We start from the raw sequence: 21,148 nt of genomic DNA, 5'->3' as shown, positions 1-21,148 counted from the left end.
TAATAATTGCGTGCCTGAAGTATTTTCCCACCATAGGGTAGCCATTAACTTGCCAGACGATCTCATTGCCCGTTACCAGCGTGATGTTATTGTCTACCAGCGCAAACCTTCGCGGCGTTTCGATGCGAATCGTTGAGGATAAGCGCAGAAGCGTCAGCTCTTTCAAATGAATGCAACTTTAAACGAAGCCTGCCGCCGGTGAAAGAAATCCTATATCAGTATACTCCCCGTGGTTATAGAAACCTGCCAGATCATGTTTTCGCACTCTTCCAGCGATGGATCGAATAAACACGTTTGCGCTGTCCATTCGTTGGCCTGCTTGTTTCTGAACTCCCAACTACGCTTTGCAAGTTCTACAACAAAGTCAGTCATGGACACCGTGACGCCGTACTTATGGTTGCGCCATATAGCCTCATGGAATGAAACCTGTATGTCGCCGTAACGTGGCATGAGGAGGACTCATATAAATACTGTACATAATCACAGTTATATCGTTCAACATAACTGATCAAGTGGGTGTCACAGGGAGATTTGTAAAGGCATTGGCAGGAAAGCGTTTATGTTTAGCATGTAGTTTATAGCTAAATGCATTGTAAGAATGCTCCCAAAATAGCATTATAGTCCCAATTTTTTCAGGAGATAAGCATGGTTATGAAACGCTTCTTAAGCGTCAAAGCGCTAATGATGGCCTTTGTTATAGCCGGGATTTACGTTTACTCGATTCTAAATGCAAGAAATGCCCAGGTTGATGAGCCTCAGGAATGCATCCTTAAAGAAGGTAAGTGTGTAAATGTTACAGAGTTTTCAAGGTAAGTTTTCTATGAATAAGTATCGGGACGCGGTTTTTTCAGGGAGCACAGGTAAAGGTTTATTAAATAACGCTTTATTCCTTCCTTTCATAACAACCTTTATTTGTAGTGTTTTTATCTATTGGTTTGAGTTAAGCAACTTCACGCTTTCAATTGATGAGGAGTTTACAGATAACTTCTGCCAGACTCTGATGATGAACAGGTGGTTTCATGCCATACTCAGAAGGTGGATTTTCCCCGAGCCATTCACTCCATTTGCATCACTTTTCCTCGGGATAATCTTTTTATCTTTTGCATCATCATTTATGTGTAAATCTTTAAATATTAACAAAGAGTCTTCAATTGTTTTTTCTTTGTTAATGGCTTCAATTCCTCAGTTTGCGTATCAAGCAGAGTTCTCCAACCAGGTTGATACAGTCGCATTGTCTGTGCTGTTAGCATCCATTTCATTTTGTGTTTTTACGCTCAATCAATGCAGAGTTTTTTCATTGAGTTCTTTGTATGGAGTTATTCTTTTAACACTTTCAACATCCATATATCAGTCTTCACACTTCATAACCTATCCTTTAACGATTGCCGCATGCGCTATAAATTTAAGCAATGGGGATGGGCGAAAATCATTCAAACCTTTATATTTTTCTGTGATTTCAATTGCGGCAGTAACTCTTTATTATGTCAGCGCAAAGTTAGCTCAAAAAACTTTTGGCGTTGGTGACTACAAGTATTTCTCTCAATTATTAGCCTGGGGTAAAACTTCCACTACGGAAACGATATCAAATATTTACTCTTCTGTTTCTTCATATTTTACAGCAGACAGTTATTTTGGGTTGTCGGCATATTCATTAATTCCAATATCTTTTATAATGCCATTTTTCTTAAAGGGTAGAACTTTTAACGTAAGAGCGGGAGTTGCCATCCTTGTGTTCTTGTGTGCACTAAGTCCGATGCTAATGATACTGGTAATGGGAACAAATCAGCCTGCGAGGGTTATGATGTCATTGCCTGTTGCTTTTGCGTGCGCATTCACTCTAATTTATCATTTTAACTTATTTAAAAAAACAATTTTAATAGCTGCGTGCATATTAGTACTGATATCATGCGTTAATGTAAGTAAGTTATTCTACTCGGACAAAATGGCGCGTGAAGCAGATAACTCTTTCTACAATGATGTGATCAGCACGGTAAGGTTAAAGAATCCTTCTTTTTCTCCATACAGAAATAAGATTTACTTCTATGGACCTTATAATGTTCATAATAACTGGAAATTGCAAAATGCTGACGTGTTCGGCAATTCATTCTTCTTCTGGGATGGAGCAAGCAATCGAAGAATTTTAGCCATGCTGAAAACAAGCAATATTGCTGACTTCATACCACTCAGCGAGAACGAGGAGAAGAAAGCGAAACAAATTGGGAAGGATCTAAAGAACTGGCCTTCCGTTGATTCGGTGGGAACATTTGACAATGTGGTTGTCGTGAGACTTGGCGACCCGTGGTTTTAAACTAGTATTCAGCCTGGCCTTACTGGCCAGGCTGAATCATTAAGTATATTAGCATCTATTGATTGCAAAAATTTAATGTATCCAAACCCAAAAGTTAAACTCTTTTAATTCTCCCCCCTCTTACTCTTGGTAGTAATTCAGTTTGCCAAAGACTTATATTTTACTGACTTCATTTATTAATAAAGAATTCTCCCTTATATTTATTGCAAGAATATCTGCTTTTCTTTTAAACCCCGGTTATCAGTTACAACCTATAGTGCTTTTTTATCGATTTTGTGTTAATAACCATCAGAAGGATAGGGTATAAGTTTTTCCGAAATATTGTGTCGCCAATCCTAGCGGTGAAATCTTGGCTAAGGTTTATAACCGTATAGTCTGGGAATATCTCGACAGCATCTCAAACCCTATCCCAAATAACAATATTGCCAACATACCTGTCTTTGATTAATACGTAAACAGAAATTATGAATACTCCCAAACGATCAAAACTCCCTTGCTTCCAGTTCCACTAGCCTGTGGGCTGTATTGGACTAAATGGTTAAAGCTATTCCTCCTTAGCCGTACTACTATACCTTCACCGCCGAGGTCGTTAGATGCTCCAAAGCCACCATATCTCAAAAAAATTGGTCACACCACCAACGTTACGGCCATCAGCATTTATCATATAACCAGGCGATCCTACTGCTGCATCAAACACCAGCACAGCGTTGACAAGTAATGAAATGCTTACGGTGTTACCACCAAATCCCTTTTGCCGCACATCCAATTGAGAACACATCGTTAGCGGTTCCAGACGTACCGCCTCCACCTCCGACTCAATAAAGTTACTACCTGAAGCCCCTCGCGGTGGCTTCTTCCCCACCACCTCCAGTGCACACTGACTCTACGAAGATTTTTTGTTTCAGAAGTCAGAACATATGTGCTGCTATCTGTCAGGATCTGAATATTAAGCAAGCGGCCGGGACCAACCAATGTATACAAAGCCGCCAGCAGTTGCGCTCTATTTTTAGGATCGGTCGCCATTCCTGTCGCTGTGAGAGTATTAACAAGAGCGTCCTTTATTGCATAAAACCTGCCTGACATTATGCGTGTTGGCGTCTCTCCGCCTGCGACGGCCCGTCGGTGCAGTGCCCGTCGGCTGTTGCTGTCAGCGTTAAATCATTTATTTTGAGCATGAAAACCCTTACCAGGCGGCAATAATGAAGGAGAAAAAGAGTGCCTGACAGGCGTAGTTAAACAACAGAATCAGGTGCGAGGATGCGAGCTTGTTAAGCTGACACTCCAGCTGTTTGTTATTCCAGGAAAGCAGCGGATTGACGGAATAGCTGATTCCTGCCTCGGCAGATTTCATGGTCTTCTGCGGTGCATTGTAAGCCAAACAAATGGCCAGTCGTCATCGTTCAGTGGGTCCCCGCATACCGGCAGCCCGCTTAAGGCCGGGTGAAACAGCCTGATGGTGACCGTATAATCCAGCGTGACGACCATCTGCACATAATAATTAGTTTTGAAACAACAGCGGCCTGTCGATTGCTGATTGCTATTTATCTTACTGACGGCACAGTCGTCTGGCAGGCCCAAAATGTTTTCCACCTCATTAATATCACAGTTGCTGTCGGCAAAGGCTCCTGAGAATAAAAGCCTGCCGACGCAGTCAGTTATTTCATAATGTCACTCTGTCACGCGCAGGTTTTAAAAGCTGGCTCAGTGCGACTAACTAGTCACCTGCGCTGTAATGGCTCATGTAAAGGTCATTTTGCCCCGAACAAAAAATCCACCGATACCAAAAAAAATATCGGCGGAGGCCGCACCAGTATGTAATGCATGATTTCGTCCATGTCATCGATCGACATCGAAATGACTGACAGGCCACCCGAAGGGCGAGCGCAGCGGGTGAATCCCTCTTTATCTTCCTCTGTCGCACCCAATAAAAAAGGCCTGCCGGTTCACCCGCAGGCCCTTAAAGCCTCGCGCTCACGCGTTACTGCTTATCCCGTGCCCACGTCGCGCTGCTGACATTCACCTTCACCGGCAACAGACCGATCTGGGTAAATTTATCGGCCAGCGCCTGCTGTTCGTTAAACACGTTGGGCGTCATACGTTCCGCCCCAAACGGCATGCGGGCCAGCGCGCGCTGCCAGATGGGTACAGGCAACCCCGTGGAGCCGGAAAGGATTTTTGCGGCGTCAGCCTGATGACTGTTTGCCCAGGTGCTCAGCTGACTCAGCGCGTTCAGCACCTGTTTCGCCGTCTCGGGATGACCATCAGCAAATTTGCGGCTGGCCAGAAAAAAGGTGTAATGCGGCACTAAGCCTTCGGCATTTTTCAGCAGGCGCGCATGGGCCGTGGTTTCGACTTCGGCCAGATACGGATCCCAGATAACCCAGGCGTCGACAGCACTGCGCTGGAAGGCGGCCCGGGCATCGGCAGGCGGAAGATAAACCGGCGTAATATCTTTATACGTCAGCCCCGCCTGCTCCAGCGCAGTCACCAGCAGATAATTAACATCCGATCCTTTGTTCAGCGCCACGCGCTTGCCTTTCAGATCCTTGACACTTTTGATCGTGGAATCGGCCGGCACCACAATGGCCTCGGTCTGCGGGTTGGCCGGCGAGTGGCCAAGGTAGACCAGATCGGCCTGTGCCGCCTGCGCGAAGACAGGTGGCGCATCGCCGGTGGCCGCCAGATCGATACTGCCTACGTTAAGCCCTTCCAGCATCTGCGGGCCTGCCGGGAACTCCACCCAGCGCACATCAATGCCCTGCTTTTTAAATTCGCTGTCGAGCGTGCCACGGTATTTCAGCAGCGCAAAAATATTCGCTTTCTGGAAACCGATATTCACGACCTGGGGTTTGTCTTCCGCCTGTGCTGTCACGAAGGTGCCAAGATGAGCGAGCGCAATCAGTGCGCTTATCACTATTTTTCTCATTTTTTTTTGTCCTGAACGAAGGTGTTGTCAGCGCAACATAACAAATCCGTGCCTGAGGGCTTAATGCGTATAAGTTCTGTCCTTAGTCATAAAACGTCATTGCGGCCAGACTCTGTCCCGGACGTTGATGGCGCGGGGAAACAGACCGAGCGCATAGAAACGATCGGCGATTCTCTGCTGCTCGCGAATAATCGCTAAGTTCATCGCCTGAGTTCGATGACTACGCCGCGCCAGCGCCTGACGTAATGCGCTGTCGGACATGCCCAACTCCTTTGCCAGTAACCCGGCAGCCTCGGCCGGATGGGCATCGATATACTGGCCAGTCTGCTCCAGCGCGGTCATCAACAGGCGCAGTAAATCGGGTGAATGCGTAGCAAACTGGCGATCCGCCAGATAGAACTGATGGTTGCTGACCCGGCCCACGCCATCGGCAATGACGCGCAGTTGATCGCCACGTTCGGCCTCACTCAGTAAAGGGTCCCACATCATCCAGGCATCGACCGCATTCAGGTCGCTGGCGGTTAACGGATATTTCGGTGGGGCATACACGATACGCACGTCGTCCAGCGTCAGGCCTGCTTCATCGAGGATCTGCAGCAGCAAAAAATGGACGTTAGAACCTTTATTCACCGCAATGCGCTTGCCTTTGAGATCGGCAATCGTCGTGATGGCGCTGTGTCTGGCGACCATCAGGGCAACACTTTGCGGCGCAGGCGGTTCCCAGGCCACATAGACCATGGTGCCCTGATCGGCCTGGGCAAACAGGGGCGGAACTTCGCCTGTCGTACCAAAGTCAATTTCCTGATCGCGCAGGGCGTGCAGCAACTGTGGCCCCGCAGGAAATTCACTCCACAACACGCGGACATTCTGGCCCACCAGCTGCTGCTCAAGATGCTGACGGGCTTTGAGAATGCCAAGATTGCCGAACTTCTGGTAACCAATACGCAACTCGCGCTCCTGCACCACAGAGTCTGTCAAAACACGCGATGGCGCGATGGCGCTGCTGCGGCGCGGCTTAATGATGCCGCAGTGGCCCAGATGGGTGCGCAGGCTGTGACGGCTGATCCCCAACAGCGCTGCCGCCTGGAGCTGATTTCCCTGACTCAGCGCATAGGCATTCCGCACTAAGGATTCAATAATTCTGGGATACAGGGGCGTTTCACTGTGCTGCAGTTGCTGCCGGATAAACTGATCAATCACATCCTGTTCAGGCACCGGTACAGCCTCAGTCACGTGGCCCAGACGCAGATGCCCGGGGCCAATGAGTGTTTCCTGGCTGAGCAGAACAGCATTATGTAATGTGTTTTCCAGCTCCCGAATATTGCCCGGCCAGGCGTACCGGCTTAACGTCGCGATCGCCTCCTCACTCAGACGCAGCTGAGGTCGGCCCAGTCGGCGCGCATAGTGTTGCAGAAAATACGCGGCCAGCACCGGTATATCCTCACGGCGCTCGCGCAGAGGCGGCAGCGCCACGCTGGCCACATTCAGCCGGTAATAAAGATCCTCGCGGAAGCGCCGTTCGGCAATCGCACCGGTCAGGTCGCGGTTCGTGGCGGCAAGCACCCGAACATTTACCTTTATCGCCTGAGATGAACCTACCCGGGTAATCTCTCTCTCCTGCAATACGCGCAACAGTTTTACCTGGAGCGGCAAACTGAGTTCACCGATCTCATCCAGCAGCAGCGTGCCGCCCTGCGCCGCCTCGAACCAGCCACGATGACGTTCCTTGGCACCGGTAAACGCGCCCTTCTCATGCCCAAACAGTTCTGACTCGGCAAGACTTTCCGTCAGTGCGCCGCAGTTCACGGCGACAAAGGGCGCGCGGCGGCGCGGGCTGTGGTGATGCAGATAGCGCGCCATCACCTCTTTACCGGTGCCGGTTTCGCCAATGATTAACACCGTGGCATCCGTGGGTGCCAGGCGATCCAGGATACTTTTGAAGGCCAGAGAAGCCGGGTCAATTAAATCGGGACCAGCGTGTTCCATAGCGAATACCTGCAAAGTGACTGAGCGCTCACGATAACGCTAAGCGTGAAGGGAAACGAGCCACGGGCTGAGCCCCTGTGCTGCAAATGCAGCACTGAAGTTCAACGTCTGCTGCATGTGCAACAGCGCGTACCTGAACGCTGAATTCATAACGCTATAAATTCAAAGGAGAAAATGACCAGCCGCAGTTGGCACGTATTCTGCTAATGGCTTTATAACTGAAAGATTGCTTTTAATTTGCCAATTTCAAATATCGTTATAAAGGAATCTGCTAATGCCTGAAGCCTCTGAGAAAAATATTAATCTGTTCTGGTTTTTACCCACCCACGGTGACGGACGTTATCTGGGGACCACCCAGGGCGGCAGAGCGGTCGATCTGCCCTATCTGCAACAGGTCGCCCTGGCGGCAGACAATCTGGGTTTCTACGGCGTACTGATCCCCACGGGTAAAAGTTGTGAAGATTCCTGGCTGGTGGCGGCGGCTCTGGCCCCCATCACTAAACAGCTGCGTTATCTGGTGGCGGTCAGGCCGGGGTTGCAGCCGCCGAGCCTGGCGGCGCGCATGGCGGCAACGCTGGACCGTCTGTCAGACGGGCGCTTACTGATCAATGTGGTGACGGGTGGCGATCCGGTGGAAAATAAAGGCGACGGTATTTTCCTGAGTCATGCCGAACGCTATCAGGTCACGCGGGAGTTCCTGGAGGTCTATTCCCGTTTGCTGAAAGGCGAGAAAGTGGACTTCCACGGTGAACATATTCGTGTGGAGGGCGCTGAAATTCTGTTTCCGCCTGTGCAGGCCGACGGTCCACCGCTCTACTTTGGTGGTTCGTCGGACGATGCGGTCGACGTGGCCGCCAGTCAGGTCGATACTTATCTCACCTGGGGCGAACCCGTTGAGCAGGTTGCCGCCAAACTGGACGTTGTGCGCCAGCGGGCGCAGGAACGTGGCCGGGCGTTGTCCTATGGCATTCGACTGCACGTTATTGTGCGTGAAACCGAAGAGGAAGCTTGGGCAGCAGCCGATAAACTGATAGCTCATCTGGATGATGAAACCATCGCATCCGCTCAGAAGATCTTTGCCCGTATGGATTCGACGGGCCAGGCGCGCATGAGTGCACTGCACGGCGGTTCACGCGAAGGCTTACGCATCGGCCCCAATTTATGGGCAGGCGTCGGACTGGTGCGCGGCGGCGCGGGCACTGCACTGGTCGGCAACCCTCAGCAGGTGGCTGCGCGGATTCGGGAATACCAGGCGCTGGGGATTGATAACTTTATTCTGTCGGGCTATCCGCATCTGGAAGAAGCGCACCGGGTAGCCGAGTTACTGATGCCACTGCTGCCGCTGTCGACGCACGCCGGGAAAGCACAGCGCAGCGTGAATACAGGTCCCTTTGGTGAAACTATCGGTGGCGATCGTCGTCCCGAAAAAAGCGCCAGTGCCAGCTAACAAATGAGGCGGTTTATGTCAGAGCAGCATATTGTCATCGTGGGCGGTGGATTTAGCGGGACAGCGCTGGCCGTGCATCTGGGTCGTCTGGGCCAGGCCGGACTGCGTGTCACGCTCATCGAACCCCGGTCGCAGCTGGCGCAGGGCGTTGCCTACTCGACGGCCGATCCGGCTCACCGCCTTAATGTACCCGCGTCACGCATGCAGCTGGCGGGAGAGGAAGAAGGCAGCTTTGATCGCTGGTATCGCGCCTCTGATGCATATGTCAGCGATCCCGCCGCGCGCTGGCACGATGGTCATGTCTATCCTCAGCGCAGGCAGTTTGCCCGTTGGGTCAATGCACAGTTCGAGGCGGCACAACGTGAGTCGCCTGTCGTTCTGGCGCATCTGAAGGATCGCGCTGTGGCTTTCCGGGACGGCACGGTCAGCACCGCCGCCGGCAAACACCTTGCCGCCGACATTGTGGTCCTGGCCGTCAGTCATCCCGCGCCGTCGTTGCCTGGCGCGTTAACCGCACTGGCTGACCATCCCGCCATCATCGCCGATCCCTGGCAGGAGAACGCCCTCGCCTCTGTCGGTCCGGAGGAGCGCATCGCCATTGTGGGCAGCGGTTTAACGATGGCGGATATGGTGGCCACGCTGGATCGCCAGGGACACCGCGGCCCTGTCACCGTGTTTTCACGCCGTGGACAACTTCCCCGGCCCAATATCAGTCAGCATGACCTCAGTTGGTCGCTTGAAGGGCACCTTGCCAGGCCAGCGGGTGTGCGCTGCTGGTTACGGCGCATCCGCCAGGACATGCGTCTGGCGGCGGCGCGCGGGCTTCCGTGGCAGGTCGTCTTTGATGAGGTTCGTCGGCAGGGCCAGACCCTCTGGCAGAGCCTGCCACTGAATGAGCAACGGCGCTTTCTGCGCCATCTGCGGCCGTGGTGGGATGTGCACCGCTACCGCATTGCGCCACAGGCAGGCCAGGTGCTGAACGCGCGGCAGGAAAACGGATCGTTGCAGGTGATGGCGGCGCGGCTGACGGCGGCAGAGTCCAGCTATTCTGCGGTACGGCTGCATCTGCAAACTCGCTCGGGCGAAGTCGTGACGCGGGAGGTGGATAAGGTGATCGTGACCACCGGCCCGGCGCACGGGAAACTGGTACAACATGATGCCCTGCTACGCCAGTTGTGTGATGACGGCGTCATCCGGCCCGATCCTTTAGCGCTTGGCATTGATGTCAATGCCCTGTCGCAGACGCGAACGGCACAGGGCCACAGCAATTCCCATCTGTATGTGGTCGGTCCCGCGGCCCGCGGTCGGTTTGGTGAACTGATGGGCCTGCCGCAGGTGGCAATGCATGCGGAAGCGGTTGCCCGTCAACTGCTGAATCTCACAACCGCTACGCTAAACGAGCGATGTCCCCTTTCACTGACTGACTAATCACTTACCTGTTTATTATCCCCCTAAAAAGTGGGCGGCACCGGCGTGCCGCATCCGCTCAGGAGCCTGCTATGCCTAAACAACGTGAAATCCGCTTAAATGCCTTTGATATGAATTGCGTGGGTCATCAGTCACCCGGCCTGTGGGCGCATCCGCGCGATCGCTCCTGGCAGTACAAAGACCTGGAATACTGGACAGACTTAGCCGTGCTGCTGGAGCGCGGTAAATTTGACGGCCTGTTTATCGCCGATGTACTGGGCATTTATGATGTTTTTAACGGCAACAATGATGCCGCCCTTCGCAGTGCCTCTCAGGTGCCGGTTAACGATCCGCTGGCGCTGATCACCCCAATGGCGATGGTCACTCAGCATCTCGGTTTCGGCCTGACCGCCTCGCTTTCGTTTGAGCATCCTTATCCGTTTGCGCGCAGGATGTCGACGCTGGACCATCTTACCAAAGGGCGGATTGGCTGGAACATCGTCACCTCCTATCTGGAAAGCGGCGCACGCAATCTGGGCCAGGCCACGCAAACCCGTCATGATGCCCGTTACGATTATGCAGATGAGTATTTGCAGGTGGTTTATAAACTGCTGGAAGGCAGCTGGGAAGACGACGCCGTTATCCGCGACCGGGAGCGCCATATCTTCAGCGATCCGAACAAAGTCCATCCGATCAACCATCAGGGCACCTTTTTCCAGGTGCCGGGCATTCATCTGTGTGAGCCGTCACCACAGCGCACGCCGGTGTTATATCAGGCGGGTGCCTCCAGCCGCGGTAAGGCTTTTGCCGCGCAACATGCCGAGTGCGTGTTTGTTGCCGCGCCGTCTAAGGTGCTGCTCAGGAAAACCGTGGCCGATATTCGTCGGCGCGCAGAGGAGGCCGGACGCGATCCGCGCAGCATTCTCATTTTCAATATGCAAACCGTGATCGTGGGCGAGACCGATAAGCTGGCCCAGGCCAAATGGCAGGATTACAAACGTTATGTCAGCCACGAAGGTGCCCTTGCCCTGATTTCCGGCTGGACCGGCATTGACTTTAGTCAGTATCAACCCGATCAGGTGTTTAAACATCTTCATACCGATGCGATTCAGTCTGTTGTAGAGAGCTTCTCGACCGCCGATCCGCAGCGTGAATGGACGGTGCAAAACATGGCCGACTGGGTAGGCATTGGCGGCTTTGGGCCGTTGCTGGTGGGCAGCACCGAAACCGTGGCAGATGAACTACAGAGCTGGGTGGAGGAAACAGACGTTGACGGTTTTAATCTGGCTTATGCCGTTACCCATGAAACCTTTGCTGACGTCGTGAACCTGCTGGTGCCGGAACTGCAAAAACGCGGCGTATATAAGCAGGATTACCAGCCCGGCACGTTACGGGAGAAGCTTTTTGGGCTGGGCGATCGCCTTACTCATCCTCATCCTGGTGCCAGCTACCGACGCACGCCCTCGTCAGCGGGCCTGATCGTCCCTGCTGAAGCCTCATAACATAACGAGACGGCTTCGTTAGCCTGATTCACCCAACCCATACCGGAAGCGTGCCCACGTTTCCGGTCTTTTTCATGCCTGAGAATAAAAAATAACTTATTGAAATTAAAGCATTCCTTATCACTTTTTCTTGTTTGTTTACTGCGTATGCACTGCTTATAAAGGCAGCACCTGTACAGACAATAACGAGGAAAACATGAGCACTCTCAATATCGATGATGATGTGGCGATCCCCTCGCCGCCTTCCACACCGGTTCGCTCCGTCAACGATGTGGCCCGACTGATCAATACGCAAAGTGACAAAAACAGCTATGCGCGCTGGATCGTGTTTCTGGCGCTGGGCGGCGTTTTTCTGGATGCCTATGACCTCACGACGCTGTCCTACGGCATCGATGATGTCGTTAAGACGTTTAGCTTAACGCCAACCTTAACCGGGCTGGTCACCTCCTCCATTATGATCGGCACCATTGTGGGCAACCTGGCTGGCGGCTGGCTGACCGATAAATACGGTCGCTATTCGGTGTTTATGGCAGACATGCTTTTTTTCGTCGTTTCTGCCCTCGCTGCCGGTCTGGCTCCGAATGTCTGGGTACTGATCGGGGCGCGCTTTTTGATGGGCATTGGTGTGGGAATGGATTTGCCTGTGGCCATGGCCTATCTGGCCGAATTCTCGAAGTTTTCGGGTAAAGGCAACAAAGCTGCGCGACTGGCGGCCTGGTGCCCGATGTGGTATGCCGCCTCGTCGGTCTGCTTTTTCATCATCTTCGCCCTCTACTTCCTGTTGCCAGCCCAGCACATTGACTGGCTGTGGCGGGCATCGCTGTTGTTTGGTGCCGTGCCTGCCCTGCTGATTATTGCCGTGCGCAGCAAGTTTATGAACGAATCGCCTTTATGGGCGGCTAATCAGGGAGATTTACGCGGTGCGGTCCGTATTCTGCGTGAGTCCTATGGCATCCAGGCACATGAAGATAAGTCCCCTGCCATCGAGCCTGTCGCACCGGCGGTCAGTTTCCGCGTGCTGTTCCAGAAGCCATATCGCGAACGCACTATCGTGGCAGCGGTGATGAACGCCTGTATCGCTTTTGAATATACGGCTATCGCATTTTTCCTCCCCTCGATTCTGGCGCAGTTTCTGGGCGCGGGCGTGTTCGAAACCATTGCCGCCTCACTGGGACTTAATGCGCTGTTCGCCTTTACCGGCGGCCTGCTGGGCATGCGACTGGCCTGGAAATTTCCCTCTCGTCATGTGGCCATCGCGGGGTTTGCGCTACAGTTTATCGCCCTGATTTCACTGGCCTTGATCGGGCATCCTGAAGCCACTTACGGTGTGGTCTTTGCCATTCTGCTGCTGGGAGTGTGGCTGTTTGCCGAAGGGTTCGGACCCGGTGCGCAGTTAATGATCTATCCCGCCCTCGCCTATCCCACATCTATTCGCGCCACCGGCGTCGGATTTAGCCGTTCGATCTCTGGTGCAGGAAGCGCACTGGCGCTGTTCATTCTGCCGATATTGCAGGCGGCTTATGGCACCAACCTGTTCTGGATCGTGTCACTGGCCGCTCTCATCCCCATCATTTTCCTGCTTGTGGTGCGCTTTGAACCGACGCGCCACGATATTGATGACCCGTCAGCCCAAGGAGAACACCATGTCTGAACCTGATTACACCCGTCTGGCAGAACGCTTTCGTCCTGTTTTTGCCCGCATCGCCGACGGGGCCGCTGCACGCGAACGCGACCGGACACTGTTGCATGAGCCGATAAACTGGCTTAAGGCGGCGGGCTTTGGCACGCTGCGTATCCCAACGGCTAATGGCGGCCTGGGGGCTTCGCTGCCGCAGCTTTTTCGTTTGCTCACCGAGCTGGCAGAAGCGGATTCCAATCTGCCTCAGGCTCTGCGTGCCCATATGGCCTTTGTCGAGGATCGCCTCAATCAGCCTGACAGCGAAGACCGTCAACGCTGGTTTCGCCGCTTTGTTGATGGCGACATTGTCGGCAGTGGCTGGAGTGAAACGGGCAGCGTCAGGCTGGGAGACGTGAATACCACCGTTTCCCCTACCGGGCACGGTTGGCAACTGACGGGCGAAAAGTTTTACAGCACCGGCACACTCTATGCCGACTGGATTGATGTGTACGCTAAGCGCACCGACAACCAGCGCGACGTGATTGCGGTGGTGAGCACTCATCAGGACAGCGTTGAGCGGGACGATGACTGGGATGGATTTGGGCAACGCCTGACCGGTAGCGGCACTACGCGCTTTCGCGAGGCGCACGTGGAGCCTGCGCATGTGTATGACTTTAGTGAACGCTTTCGCTATCAGACGGCTTTTTATCAGCATGTCTTACTCGCCACCCTGGCCGGCATTGGTCGCGCTATTGTGCGGGATGTATCCCGGAGCGTTGCACAACGAAAACGCATTTACAGCCACGGTAATGCCCGCCAGGTCAAACAGGATGTGCAGGTGTTGCAGGTTGTCGGCCAGATAAGCAGTTGGGTCTGGGCGACAGATGCCGCCGTGCAGCAGGCCACGCCGTCCCTCCAGCTTGCGTTTGATGCGCACCAACAAGGGCAAGCAGAAAGCCTGATTCACGCCGCTAACGTGCAGGCCGAAGTGGAGGCCGCCAAAGCGCAGGTCGTCGCCGTAGAATGGATTACCCGCGCGGCCAGCGAGTTATTTAATGCGCTGGGCGCGTCCGATACGCGGGTGATAAACACGCTGGACAGGCACTGGCGCAATGCCCGAACCATCGCGTCCCACAATCCGGTGATCTACAAGAGCCGAAATGTCGGCGACTGGGAAGTGAACCGGCGCGATCCGACCTTTATCTGGCAGATCGGCAGCGGTGAATGATCGCGGCCAGGCGGCGAATCTGAGACACAAAAAAACCCGGCCGGAGCCGGGTTTGGTCGCTACATGACTCAATCGAACGCTAGCTGTACGCGTGCAGAGTGCGCTGACACAGCGCGGAACGCACACAATCCTCTTTGCCGAAACGGACAATGCCAACCATCTCGTCCTCTTCGAAACGCGCCAGCGCGTCTGCGAGACCGGAAGGCACCCCAGCGGGCAAATCGCACTGGGTAATATCGCCGTTAACAATCACCGTGACATTTTCGCCAAGGCGGGTCAGGAACATTTTCATCTGCGCAGCCGTCACGTTCTGCGCTTCGTCCAGAATCACTACCGCATTTTCAAAGGTGCGGCCGCGCATATAGGCGAAAGGCGCAATTTCCACTTTGCCGATTTCCGGACGCAGACAATATTGCATAAAGGATGCGCCAAGACGTTTAACCAGAATGTCGTAAACCGGGCGGAAATAGGGGGCGAATTTCTCTGAGATATCACCAGGAAGGAATCCCAGATCCTCATCCGCCTGTAGCACCGGGCGCGTAACGATAATCCTGTCGATATCCTTATGAATCAGGGCCTCTGCTGCTTTCGCAGCACTAATCCAGGTTTTGCCGCAGCCCGCTTCGCCCGTGGCGAAGATAAGCTGTTTTGTTTCTATGGCGTTAAGATAATGCGCCTGAGCTTCATTTCGGGCTTCAATCGGCGCCCGGTCACGCACATCGCGTGCCATGCCAATTGCATCGAGCCCACCCATTTGCACCAGCGAAGTGACCGATTCTTCTTCACGCTGACGATGACTGCGTGAGTCATTACGAAGCACTCGTCTTGCTTCTCGACGCGCTTTGATCACTGCTTTCTGTCTTCCCATAGTGGCACCTTACAGTTGGTTTCATTTCCCGCTTCAGGCAATACGCCCGTTGCGATTACGTGAACGCTTTAGAGGTTTCAGTTGGCTTCCTTTAGAGCCGTGACAGGCCATGACGATTGATATCCGGCAGCAAAACAGCCTGACCGTATACCGGTAAAAAAGGAGTGAAGTTGAAGAGAGAAAACACATTGAGATGTAAAAGCGGTTGAGGAAGAACGTCCCTCACGGGTGAGTGCGATATTGTTTACTGCTGAACGGCTGTAAAAACATCTATCCATGCGCGAACTCCAGTGTGAGACATCAACACGCCCGATTACGCTTTCATAGTAAAGTGAACCATCTTATTGGTATTTTGCAACAGTATTTTCACTTTCATGAAAAATAAATATTCAACCGACCGTTAACGAAGACCTTACTTAAATTAAATTACGTATTTATTACAGAGGGTTAGTATATTTTACGTCACGTTAAAAGGCGTGTTAAACGGGGCGATAAAAAAGCCGTACGGGGAAAAAACGGCAATATGAAAACACGGCACGCTGCGCTGTCAGACACAGAATGCCGCGCCTAAAATTTAATCAACTTTCCAGTAAGGACTGGCCTAAATAATGGTTTTCATTCACCACGCCGGGTAAGACAAAAAAGTAACCGCCGCCAAACGGACGTATATACTCTTCCAGCGCTTCGCCATTTAAGCGGTTCTGGACGGTAAGGAAACCCAATTCCAAATCATGCTGATAGCAGACGAAGAGTAATCCCATCTCCAGTTGACCTGAAGCGGAAACACCGGACGAATAACTGTATCCCCGGCGCAACATCAGGCTGCTTTCCGTGGCGGGCGTACGGGGGTTTGCCAGACGAATATGCGCATCCAGCGCAATTATCTGGCCATCCGGATCGTTACGGTAATCGGGAACGTCATGTTCATTTTTCATACCCAGCGGCGCGCCGCTCAGCTTTTCGCGACCGAAAATGGTCTGCTGTTCGCCCAACGGTGTGCGATCCCACATTTCCACGTGGAAACGAATCAACCTTACCGCCTGATAGCTGCCATTCCGCGCCCAGGCTGGCTCGTGCTGATCCTCGGTGACCCAGAGCAGCTTATCCATCAAGGCGTGATTGTGCGTGTCCGGATTTGCCGTGCCGTCTTTAAAGCCCAGCAGATTAATGGGCGTTTCTTTGCCCGCGCTGCGCGCGGCATGATCGGAGATAAACCCTTCCCGCCGCCAGCGTACGCCCAGCAGATCCGGCGTATGTTTGATGATATCGCGCAGCGCGTGGATCACCGTGTCCTGGGTATTGGCGCAAATCTGCAACAGCAGATCGCCATGGCACTGACTGGCATCCAGCGAATCATTAGGGAACCGGGTCATCGGCTGCAGTTTCGCGGGTTTGAGCGCAGCCAGACCGAAACGCCCGTCAAACAGCGCGTTACCGACTGACACCGTGATGGTCAGATTATCGGGGGCAATCTCGGCCCCCAGGATACCGGAATCCATCGGTGGCAGCTGTGGGTTGACCACGGCGGGGGCCTTGCCGCCCGCCGTTAAAAACGCAATGCGCTGTGTCAGCAGTTGAAACAACCGCTGCAGCTCACGCCTGTCGCTGGTCAGCACATCAAACGCCACCAGCATCATGGCGGCCTGCTGTGGGGTAATAATGCCCGCCTGATGCACGCCATAGAAAGGCTGTCGTTGCTGACGCGCGTTCGGCGTAACCGTGCCCGGTGCAAAACTGTCGGGCTGCTCAGCAGCCCCGGCATGAAACGGACAGCCCGCGCCTACCGCAGCCGCGCCGCCCAGCATGCCCAGCCCTTTTAATAAACGCCGCCGCGCGGGCTGCTGTAATTCCTGATCCTTGTCCATGATTAGTTCAGGCCCAGTGTGCCACGCAGTAGGGAAAGATCTTCCGCCAGAGCGGTGATCGGCCCTTTCAGCGCCGTGCGGTCAGCCTGGGTCAGTTTTTCATAGGATTCATAACCTTGCTGCGTGCGGTATTTATCCAGAATCGCATCCACTTTACTGAAGTTAGCGTCTATTTTTGCTAAAAGCTGTGGGTTCGCCTGCTGCAGTACCGGACGTAAAAGTGTGACAATTTTTTGTGCGCCATCCACATTCGCGCGGAAATCCCACAGATCCGTGCGGCTGTAGCGATCCTCTTCGCCAGAGATTTTGGTCGCCGCCACCTCTTCAATCAGCCCGGCGGCTCCGCCCACCACTTTCGCCGGAGGAAATGCCAGTTCACTCACGCGTTGTTGCAGGTCATGCACATCGTGATTTAACTGGTCGGCATAGCCTGCCATGTCTTTCGTCGTGTTATCTGCAAACAGGGCTTTTTCGAGACGATGGAAGCCGGTAAATTTCGGATCGTCGGCTTTTTTCTCGTAATCATCTTCGCGGGCATCAATACGACCATCAAGGTCAGAAAACAGCTCCGCGATCGGCTCAATGCGCTCGTAGTGCTGACGGGTGGGCGCAAATAACGCTTTGGCTTTAGCCACATCACCGGCTTTCACCGCATCCGTAAACGCCTGCGTGCCGGATACCAGCTGACTCACTTCCTCAGTGACATAGGCTTTATAGGCATTAATGGGGCCCGCCAGTTGCATCAGTTCGGGTTTGCCTTGTTGCGCACTTTTGCTCCCGGTGCCCTGCACGATCAGTTTGCCTTTCGGGTTCGTCAGCAGGCCACAGGTCATGTCATATTCCCCGGCTTCCAGGTTGGCCGTCAGTTTCTGGCTAAAGCCCGGCGCAATATTTTCGCGCTCTTCGACCACCATCACGCCTTTGAGAATTTCCCATTCCAGCGCTTTTTGGCTGTTATTTTTAATCAGAAACTGAGTTTTACCGGCCTGTACCGTAACTGACATGGGCTCACACTGTTTGTCCGTCACAGTGACGCTGACCTGCGGAATGGCTGCAGCCAGTGAAGAGCCAGAAAACGCCAGCAGAGAAGCCAGTACCGCATTACGGTTAAAACGCATCATCATATTTTTTCCCTGTTCAGTCAGAGGCGCGGCTGACGCGCCGGGTAAACGCGTTAGCGCGCAGCTGCTGAGGTATCAGCGCGTGCAGGCATAACAAACAATAATAAAGCGGGGATCAGATAGAGCAGCCAGACAGCGACTTCACTGACGCTGGGCGCTTCCTGATAGCCAAGCATGCCTTCCAGCACTGTGCCAAACAGCGAATGCGTGGACAAGATCGGGCTCATATCAAAGGCCACCTGCTGAAAATGGTTCCACAGCCCTGCCTCATGAAAAGCGCGAATAGCCCCTGCCGCCAGGCCTGCTGCCACCAGCAGAATGAAAATACTGGTCCAGCGGAAAAAGTGCGCCATATTGAGCCGCAGGCCGCCCCAGTAGATCAGCATGCCCAGCACCACCGCCGTGGCCAGCCCCAACACCGCACCCAACGGCGGCGCATAACCGACATCCTGTGTGAACGCGGCCAGCAGAAAGAACACTGATTCCAGCCCTTCGCGTGCGACGGCCAGAAACACCATCATCACCAGCGCCAAGCCGCCGCCGGCCGATTTATGCAATGCCTCGTCGACGGCGTGTTCAAGTTCCCGTTTGATATTGCGCGCGACCCGGCGCATCCAGAACACCATCGAGGTCAGGATAACGACCGCGATTACCGCCACGATACCTTCAAACAGCTCTTGCTGTTTCTGCGGAAACTCACCCGTGGTCTGGTTGATAAAGATACCCAGCCCAAGGCAGAGTGCGGCGGCAATAAAGACGCCTGCCCACATCGCAGGAAACCACTGAGTGCGCTGAGTGCGCTTTAGATAACTGGCGATCAGGCTGACGATCAACGCGGCTTCAAGCCCTTCGCGCAGCATAATGAGAAACGGAACGAACATCGCCAACCTCTTAAATGTTAACCGGCGTCAACGACGCGTAAAGTTACGTAAAAACGAACGATACCGATTATCATTACCACTCAAAAAAATACAAGTTCCACAACGAAATAATTTCGTAACTGTCTGTGCCAGATAACGCGCAAAAAAAAGCCTGCCCTCACGGGGGCAGGCGGTGGAAAAAAGAAGGCGATTACTTCGTCTGGAACTCGGCCTCAGCGGCATCGAAACGTGCCATCGCCTGGGTTGACGGTGCGCGACTCGCCAGGCTAAAGACGACGATGGCGAGACTGGCCAGGATAAAGCCCGGGATGATTTCGTACAGACCGAGCCAGCCATACTGCTTCCAGACCACCACGGTCACCGCACCGACAACCATGCCCGCTAATGCGCCATTGCGGTTCATACGTTTCCAGCACACGCCGAACAGCACAACCGGCCCGAACGCCGCACCAAAGCCCGCCCATGCATAGCTGACCAGGCCTAATACCCGGTTTTCAGGGTTGGCGGCCAGCGCGATGGCAATCAGCGCGACCAGCAGCACCATCAGGCGACCGACCCAGACCAGTTCTTTCTGGCTGGCATTTTTGCGCAAAAAGCCTTTATACAGGTCTTCGGTCAGGGCGCTGGAGCACACCAGCAGTTGGCAACTGAGTGTCGACATGACGGCCGCTAAAATGGCTGACAGCAGAATCCCGGCAATCCAGGGGTTAAACAGAATACGTGCCAGCTCAATGAAGACACGCTCGCCGTTTTGAGTTACACCAGCGGCCTCGCCCGGGTTGTTCTGGAAATAGGCGATACCAAAGAAGCCAACCGCGACGGCGCCGGCCAGACACAAAATCATCCAGGCCATACCAATACGGCGCGCGGTACGAATTGACCGGTGTGAATCCGCCGCCATAAAGCGGGCCAGAATATGGGGCTGGCCAAAATAACCTAATCCCCAGCCCAGTAGCGACAGGACCGCAACCACATTCAGTCCTTTGAACATATCCAGGTTTTCCGTGCTTTTAGCCTGAATGACTGCGAGCGAATCGCTTAAACCGCCGACGGCCATGATGACGATAAGCGGCGTCAGAATCAGGGCGAAGATCATCAGGCTGGCCTGAACCGTATCTGTCCAGCTTACCGCCAGGAATCCGCCCACCAGCGTATAGAGAATGGTCGCCGCCGCACCGGCCCATAAGGCCGTGGCGTAGTCCATTCCAAAGGTGCTTTCAAACAGGCGCGCACCGGCAACCACACCGGAAGCACAGTAAATGGTGAAAAACATCAGGATGACGACCGCAGAAATCACACGCAGAATTTTGCTGCGATCTTCAAAGCGGCTGGTGAAAAAGTCGGGCAAGGTTAAGGCGTTATCATGATGTTCTGTCTGGACGCGTAAACGACCCGCGACAATTTTCCAGTTAAGCCAGGCACCAATAATCAGACCAATGGCGATCCAGCTTTCTGAAATGCCGGAGAGAAAAATGGCACCGGGTAAGCCCATCAGCAGCCAGCCGCTCATGTCAGAGGCACCCGCTGACAGCGCGGTAACCACACTGCCCAGGCTGCGACCGCCCAGAATGTAGTCATCAAAGTTTTTGGTTGAGCGCCAGGCAATAAAACCGATGAGCACCATCCCGAGGATATAAATTAAAAAGGTCACCAGCATGGGTGTACTTACTGTCATGTGTTTCTCCGTTATTATCCGATCTCTTAAGAGAAATCTTTTCCTGCGCCACCGGAACGGGGTAGCGTCAGCGTATTACCGCATCGATAAAAGTCCCGTTTCCCTTAAGGCGCGGTATCCTGCCGTAAAGGCACGTTCTACACAATGCATTTAACACATCCGTTACATCAGTTTCACCTCTCTCCCTGTTTTAAATGTTCACAGGTTGCGCCCGCTCACACTTAAGTTGCACCTTTCCCACCACAACCCTGTTTAAATTGAAGGGGGTTGCAACATTGGCGAGTTTCTTGCAGCAAGATTTGTGCCGCTTTTAAAT

16 protein-coding genes are annotated in these 21,148 nt (G+C 53.4%); 7 read left to right on the top strand and 9 right to left on the bottom strand.

Translation table 11 applies throughout. The features are described from left to right. Positions 1-645: 645 nt before the first annotated feature. Both GC090_RS08675 and GC090_RS08670 read left to right on the top strand, forming a co-directional pair. The gene (locus tag GC090_RS08675) at positions 646-813 is read left to right on the top strand and encodes a hypothetical protein (RefSeq protein ID WP_324021386.1); all 168 of its coding nucleotides are present in this window, start codon (positions 646-648) and stop codon (positions 811-813) included. Positions 814-820: 7 nt separating this feature from the next. Beyond that, on the top strand, positions 821-2,308 hold the full coding sequence (locus GC090_RS08670; protein WP_324021384.1) for a glucosyltransferase domain-containing protein: 1,488 nt from the start codon (positions 821-823) through the stop codon (positions 2,306-2,308). Positions 2,309-2,897: 589 nt separating this feature from the next. Here GC090_RS08670 and GC090_RS08665 read toward each other — a convergent pair. From GC090_RS08665 to GC090_RS08650, 4 genes are all read right to left on the bottom strand, one after another. Continuing rightward, on the bottom strand, positions 2,898-3,086 hold the full coding sequence (locus GC090_RS08665) for a hypothetical protein (protein ID WP_262959153.1): 189 nt from the start codon (positions 3,084-3,086) through the stop codon (positions 2,898-2,900). A 405-nt stretch (positions 3,087-3,491) separates the two neighbouring features. Then, positions 3,492-3,659 (bottom strand): hypothetical protein, encoded by a 168-nt coding sequence (locus GC090_RS08660; RefSeq protein ID WP_324021383.1) that lies wholly within the window; start codon positions 3,657-3,659, stop codon positions 3,492-3,494. A gap of 627 nt (positions 3,660-4,286) precedes the next feature. Beyond that, positions 4,287-5,234 carry a sulfonate ABC transporter substrate-binding protein gene (locus GC090_RS08655; RefSeq protein ID WP_324021382.1) on the bottom strand — a complete coding sequence of 316 codons (948 nt, stop codon included), beginning with the start codon at positions 5,232-5,234 and terminating at the stop codon, positions 4,287-4,289. Positions 5,235-5,330: 96 nt separating this feature from the next. Next, a complete protein-coding gene (locus tag GC090_RS08650; protein WP_324021380.1) occupies positions 5,331-7,220 on the bottom strand; it encodes a sigma-54-dependent Fis family transcriptional regulator in 1,890 nt (629 codons plus the stop codon). A 274-nt stretch (positions 7,221-7,494) separates the two neighbouring features. Between GC090_RS08650 and ssuD the strand changes: the two genes are divergently transcribed. The 5 genes from ssuD (at position 7,495) to GC090_RS08625 (ending at position 14,422) form a co-directional block, all read left to right on the top strand. Next, complete coding sequence (gene ssuD / locus GC090_RS08645) at positions 7,495-8,667, top strand: FMNH2-dependent alkanesulfonate monooxygenase (RefSeq protein ID WP_039343204.1); 1,173 nt, start codon at positions 7,495-7,497, stop codon at positions 8,665-8,667. Positions 8,668-8,682: 15 nt separating this feature from the next. Beyond that, on the top strand, positions 8,683-10,095 hold the full coding sequence (locus tag GC090_RS08640; protein WP_110267411.1) for an FAD/NAD(P)-binding protein: 1,413 nt from the start codon (positions 8,683-8,685) through the stop codon (positions 10,093-10,095). Between the two features lie 71 nt (positions 10,096-10,166). Further along, positions 10,167-11,576 (top strand): LLM class flavin-dependent oxidoreductase, encoded by a 1,410-nt coding sequence (locus GC090_RS08635; RefSeq protein ID WP_033742023.1) that lies wholly within the window; start codon positions 10,167-10,169, stop codon positions 11,574-11,576. A gap of 196 nt (positions 11,577-11,772) precedes the next feature. Next, entirely contained in the window at positions 11,773-13,227 is a 1,455-nt protein-coding gene (locus GC090_RS08630) for an MFS transporter (protein WP_054633624.1), read from the top strand. Next, positions 13,220-14,422 (top strand): acyl-CoA dehydrogenase family protein, encoded by a 1,203-nt coding sequence (locus tag GC090_RS08625; protein ID WP_205950341.1) that lies wholly within the window; start codon positions 13,220-13,222, stop codon positions 14,420-14,422. The genes GC090_RS08630 and GC090_RS08625 overlap by 8 nt, the downstream gene beginning before the upstream one ends. A 79-nt stretch (positions 14,423-14,501) precedes the next feature. Here the strand turns inward: GC090_RS08625 and phoH are convergent, their stop codons facing one another. The 5 genes from phoH to putP form a co-directional block, all read right to left on the bottom strand. Beyond that, entirely contained in the window at positions 14,502-15,290 is a 789-nt protein-coding gene (gene phoH, locus GC090_RS08620) for a phosphate starvation-inducible protein PhoH (RefSeq protein ID WP_006120221.1), read from the bottom strand. A gap of 578 nt (positions 15,291-15,868) precedes the next feature. After that, on the bottom strand, positions 15,869-17,155 hold the full coding sequence (gene efeB, locus GC090_RS08615) for an iron uptake transporter deferrochelatase/peroxidase subunit (RefSeq protein WP_110267410.1): 1,287 nt from the start codon (positions 17,153-17,155) through the stop codon (positions 15,869-15,871). Between the two features lie 2 nt (positions 17,156-17,157). Then, entirely contained in the window at positions 17,158-18,279 is a 1,122-nt protein-coding gene (efeO, locus tag GC090_RS08610; protein WP_033742027.1) for an iron uptake system protein EfeO, read from the bottom strand. A 50-nt stretch (positions 18,280-18,329) separates the two neighbouring features. Continuing rightward, positions 18,330-19,157, bottom strand: a complete 828-nt coding sequence (gene efeU / locus GC090_RS08605) for an iron uptake transporter permease EfeU (protein ID WP_033742028.1) — start codon at positions 19,155-19,157, stop codon at positions 18,330-18,332. Positions 19,158-19,347: 190 nt separating this feature from the next. After that, a complete protein-coding gene (putP, locus tag GC090_RS08600; RefSeq protein ID WP_033742030.1) occupies positions 19,348-20,832 on the bottom strand; it encodes a sodium/proline symporter PutP in 1,485 nt (494 codons plus the stop codon). Positions 20,833-21,148 lie beyond the last annotated feature (316 nt).

This window comes from Pantoea sp. JZ29, assembly GCF_035190385.1.
GTDB lineage: Bacteria > Pseudomonadota > Gammaproteobacteria > Enterobacterales > Enterobacteriaceae > Pantoea > Pantoea stewartii.
This window is presented reverse-complemented; position numbering and strand designations above follow the sequence as displayed.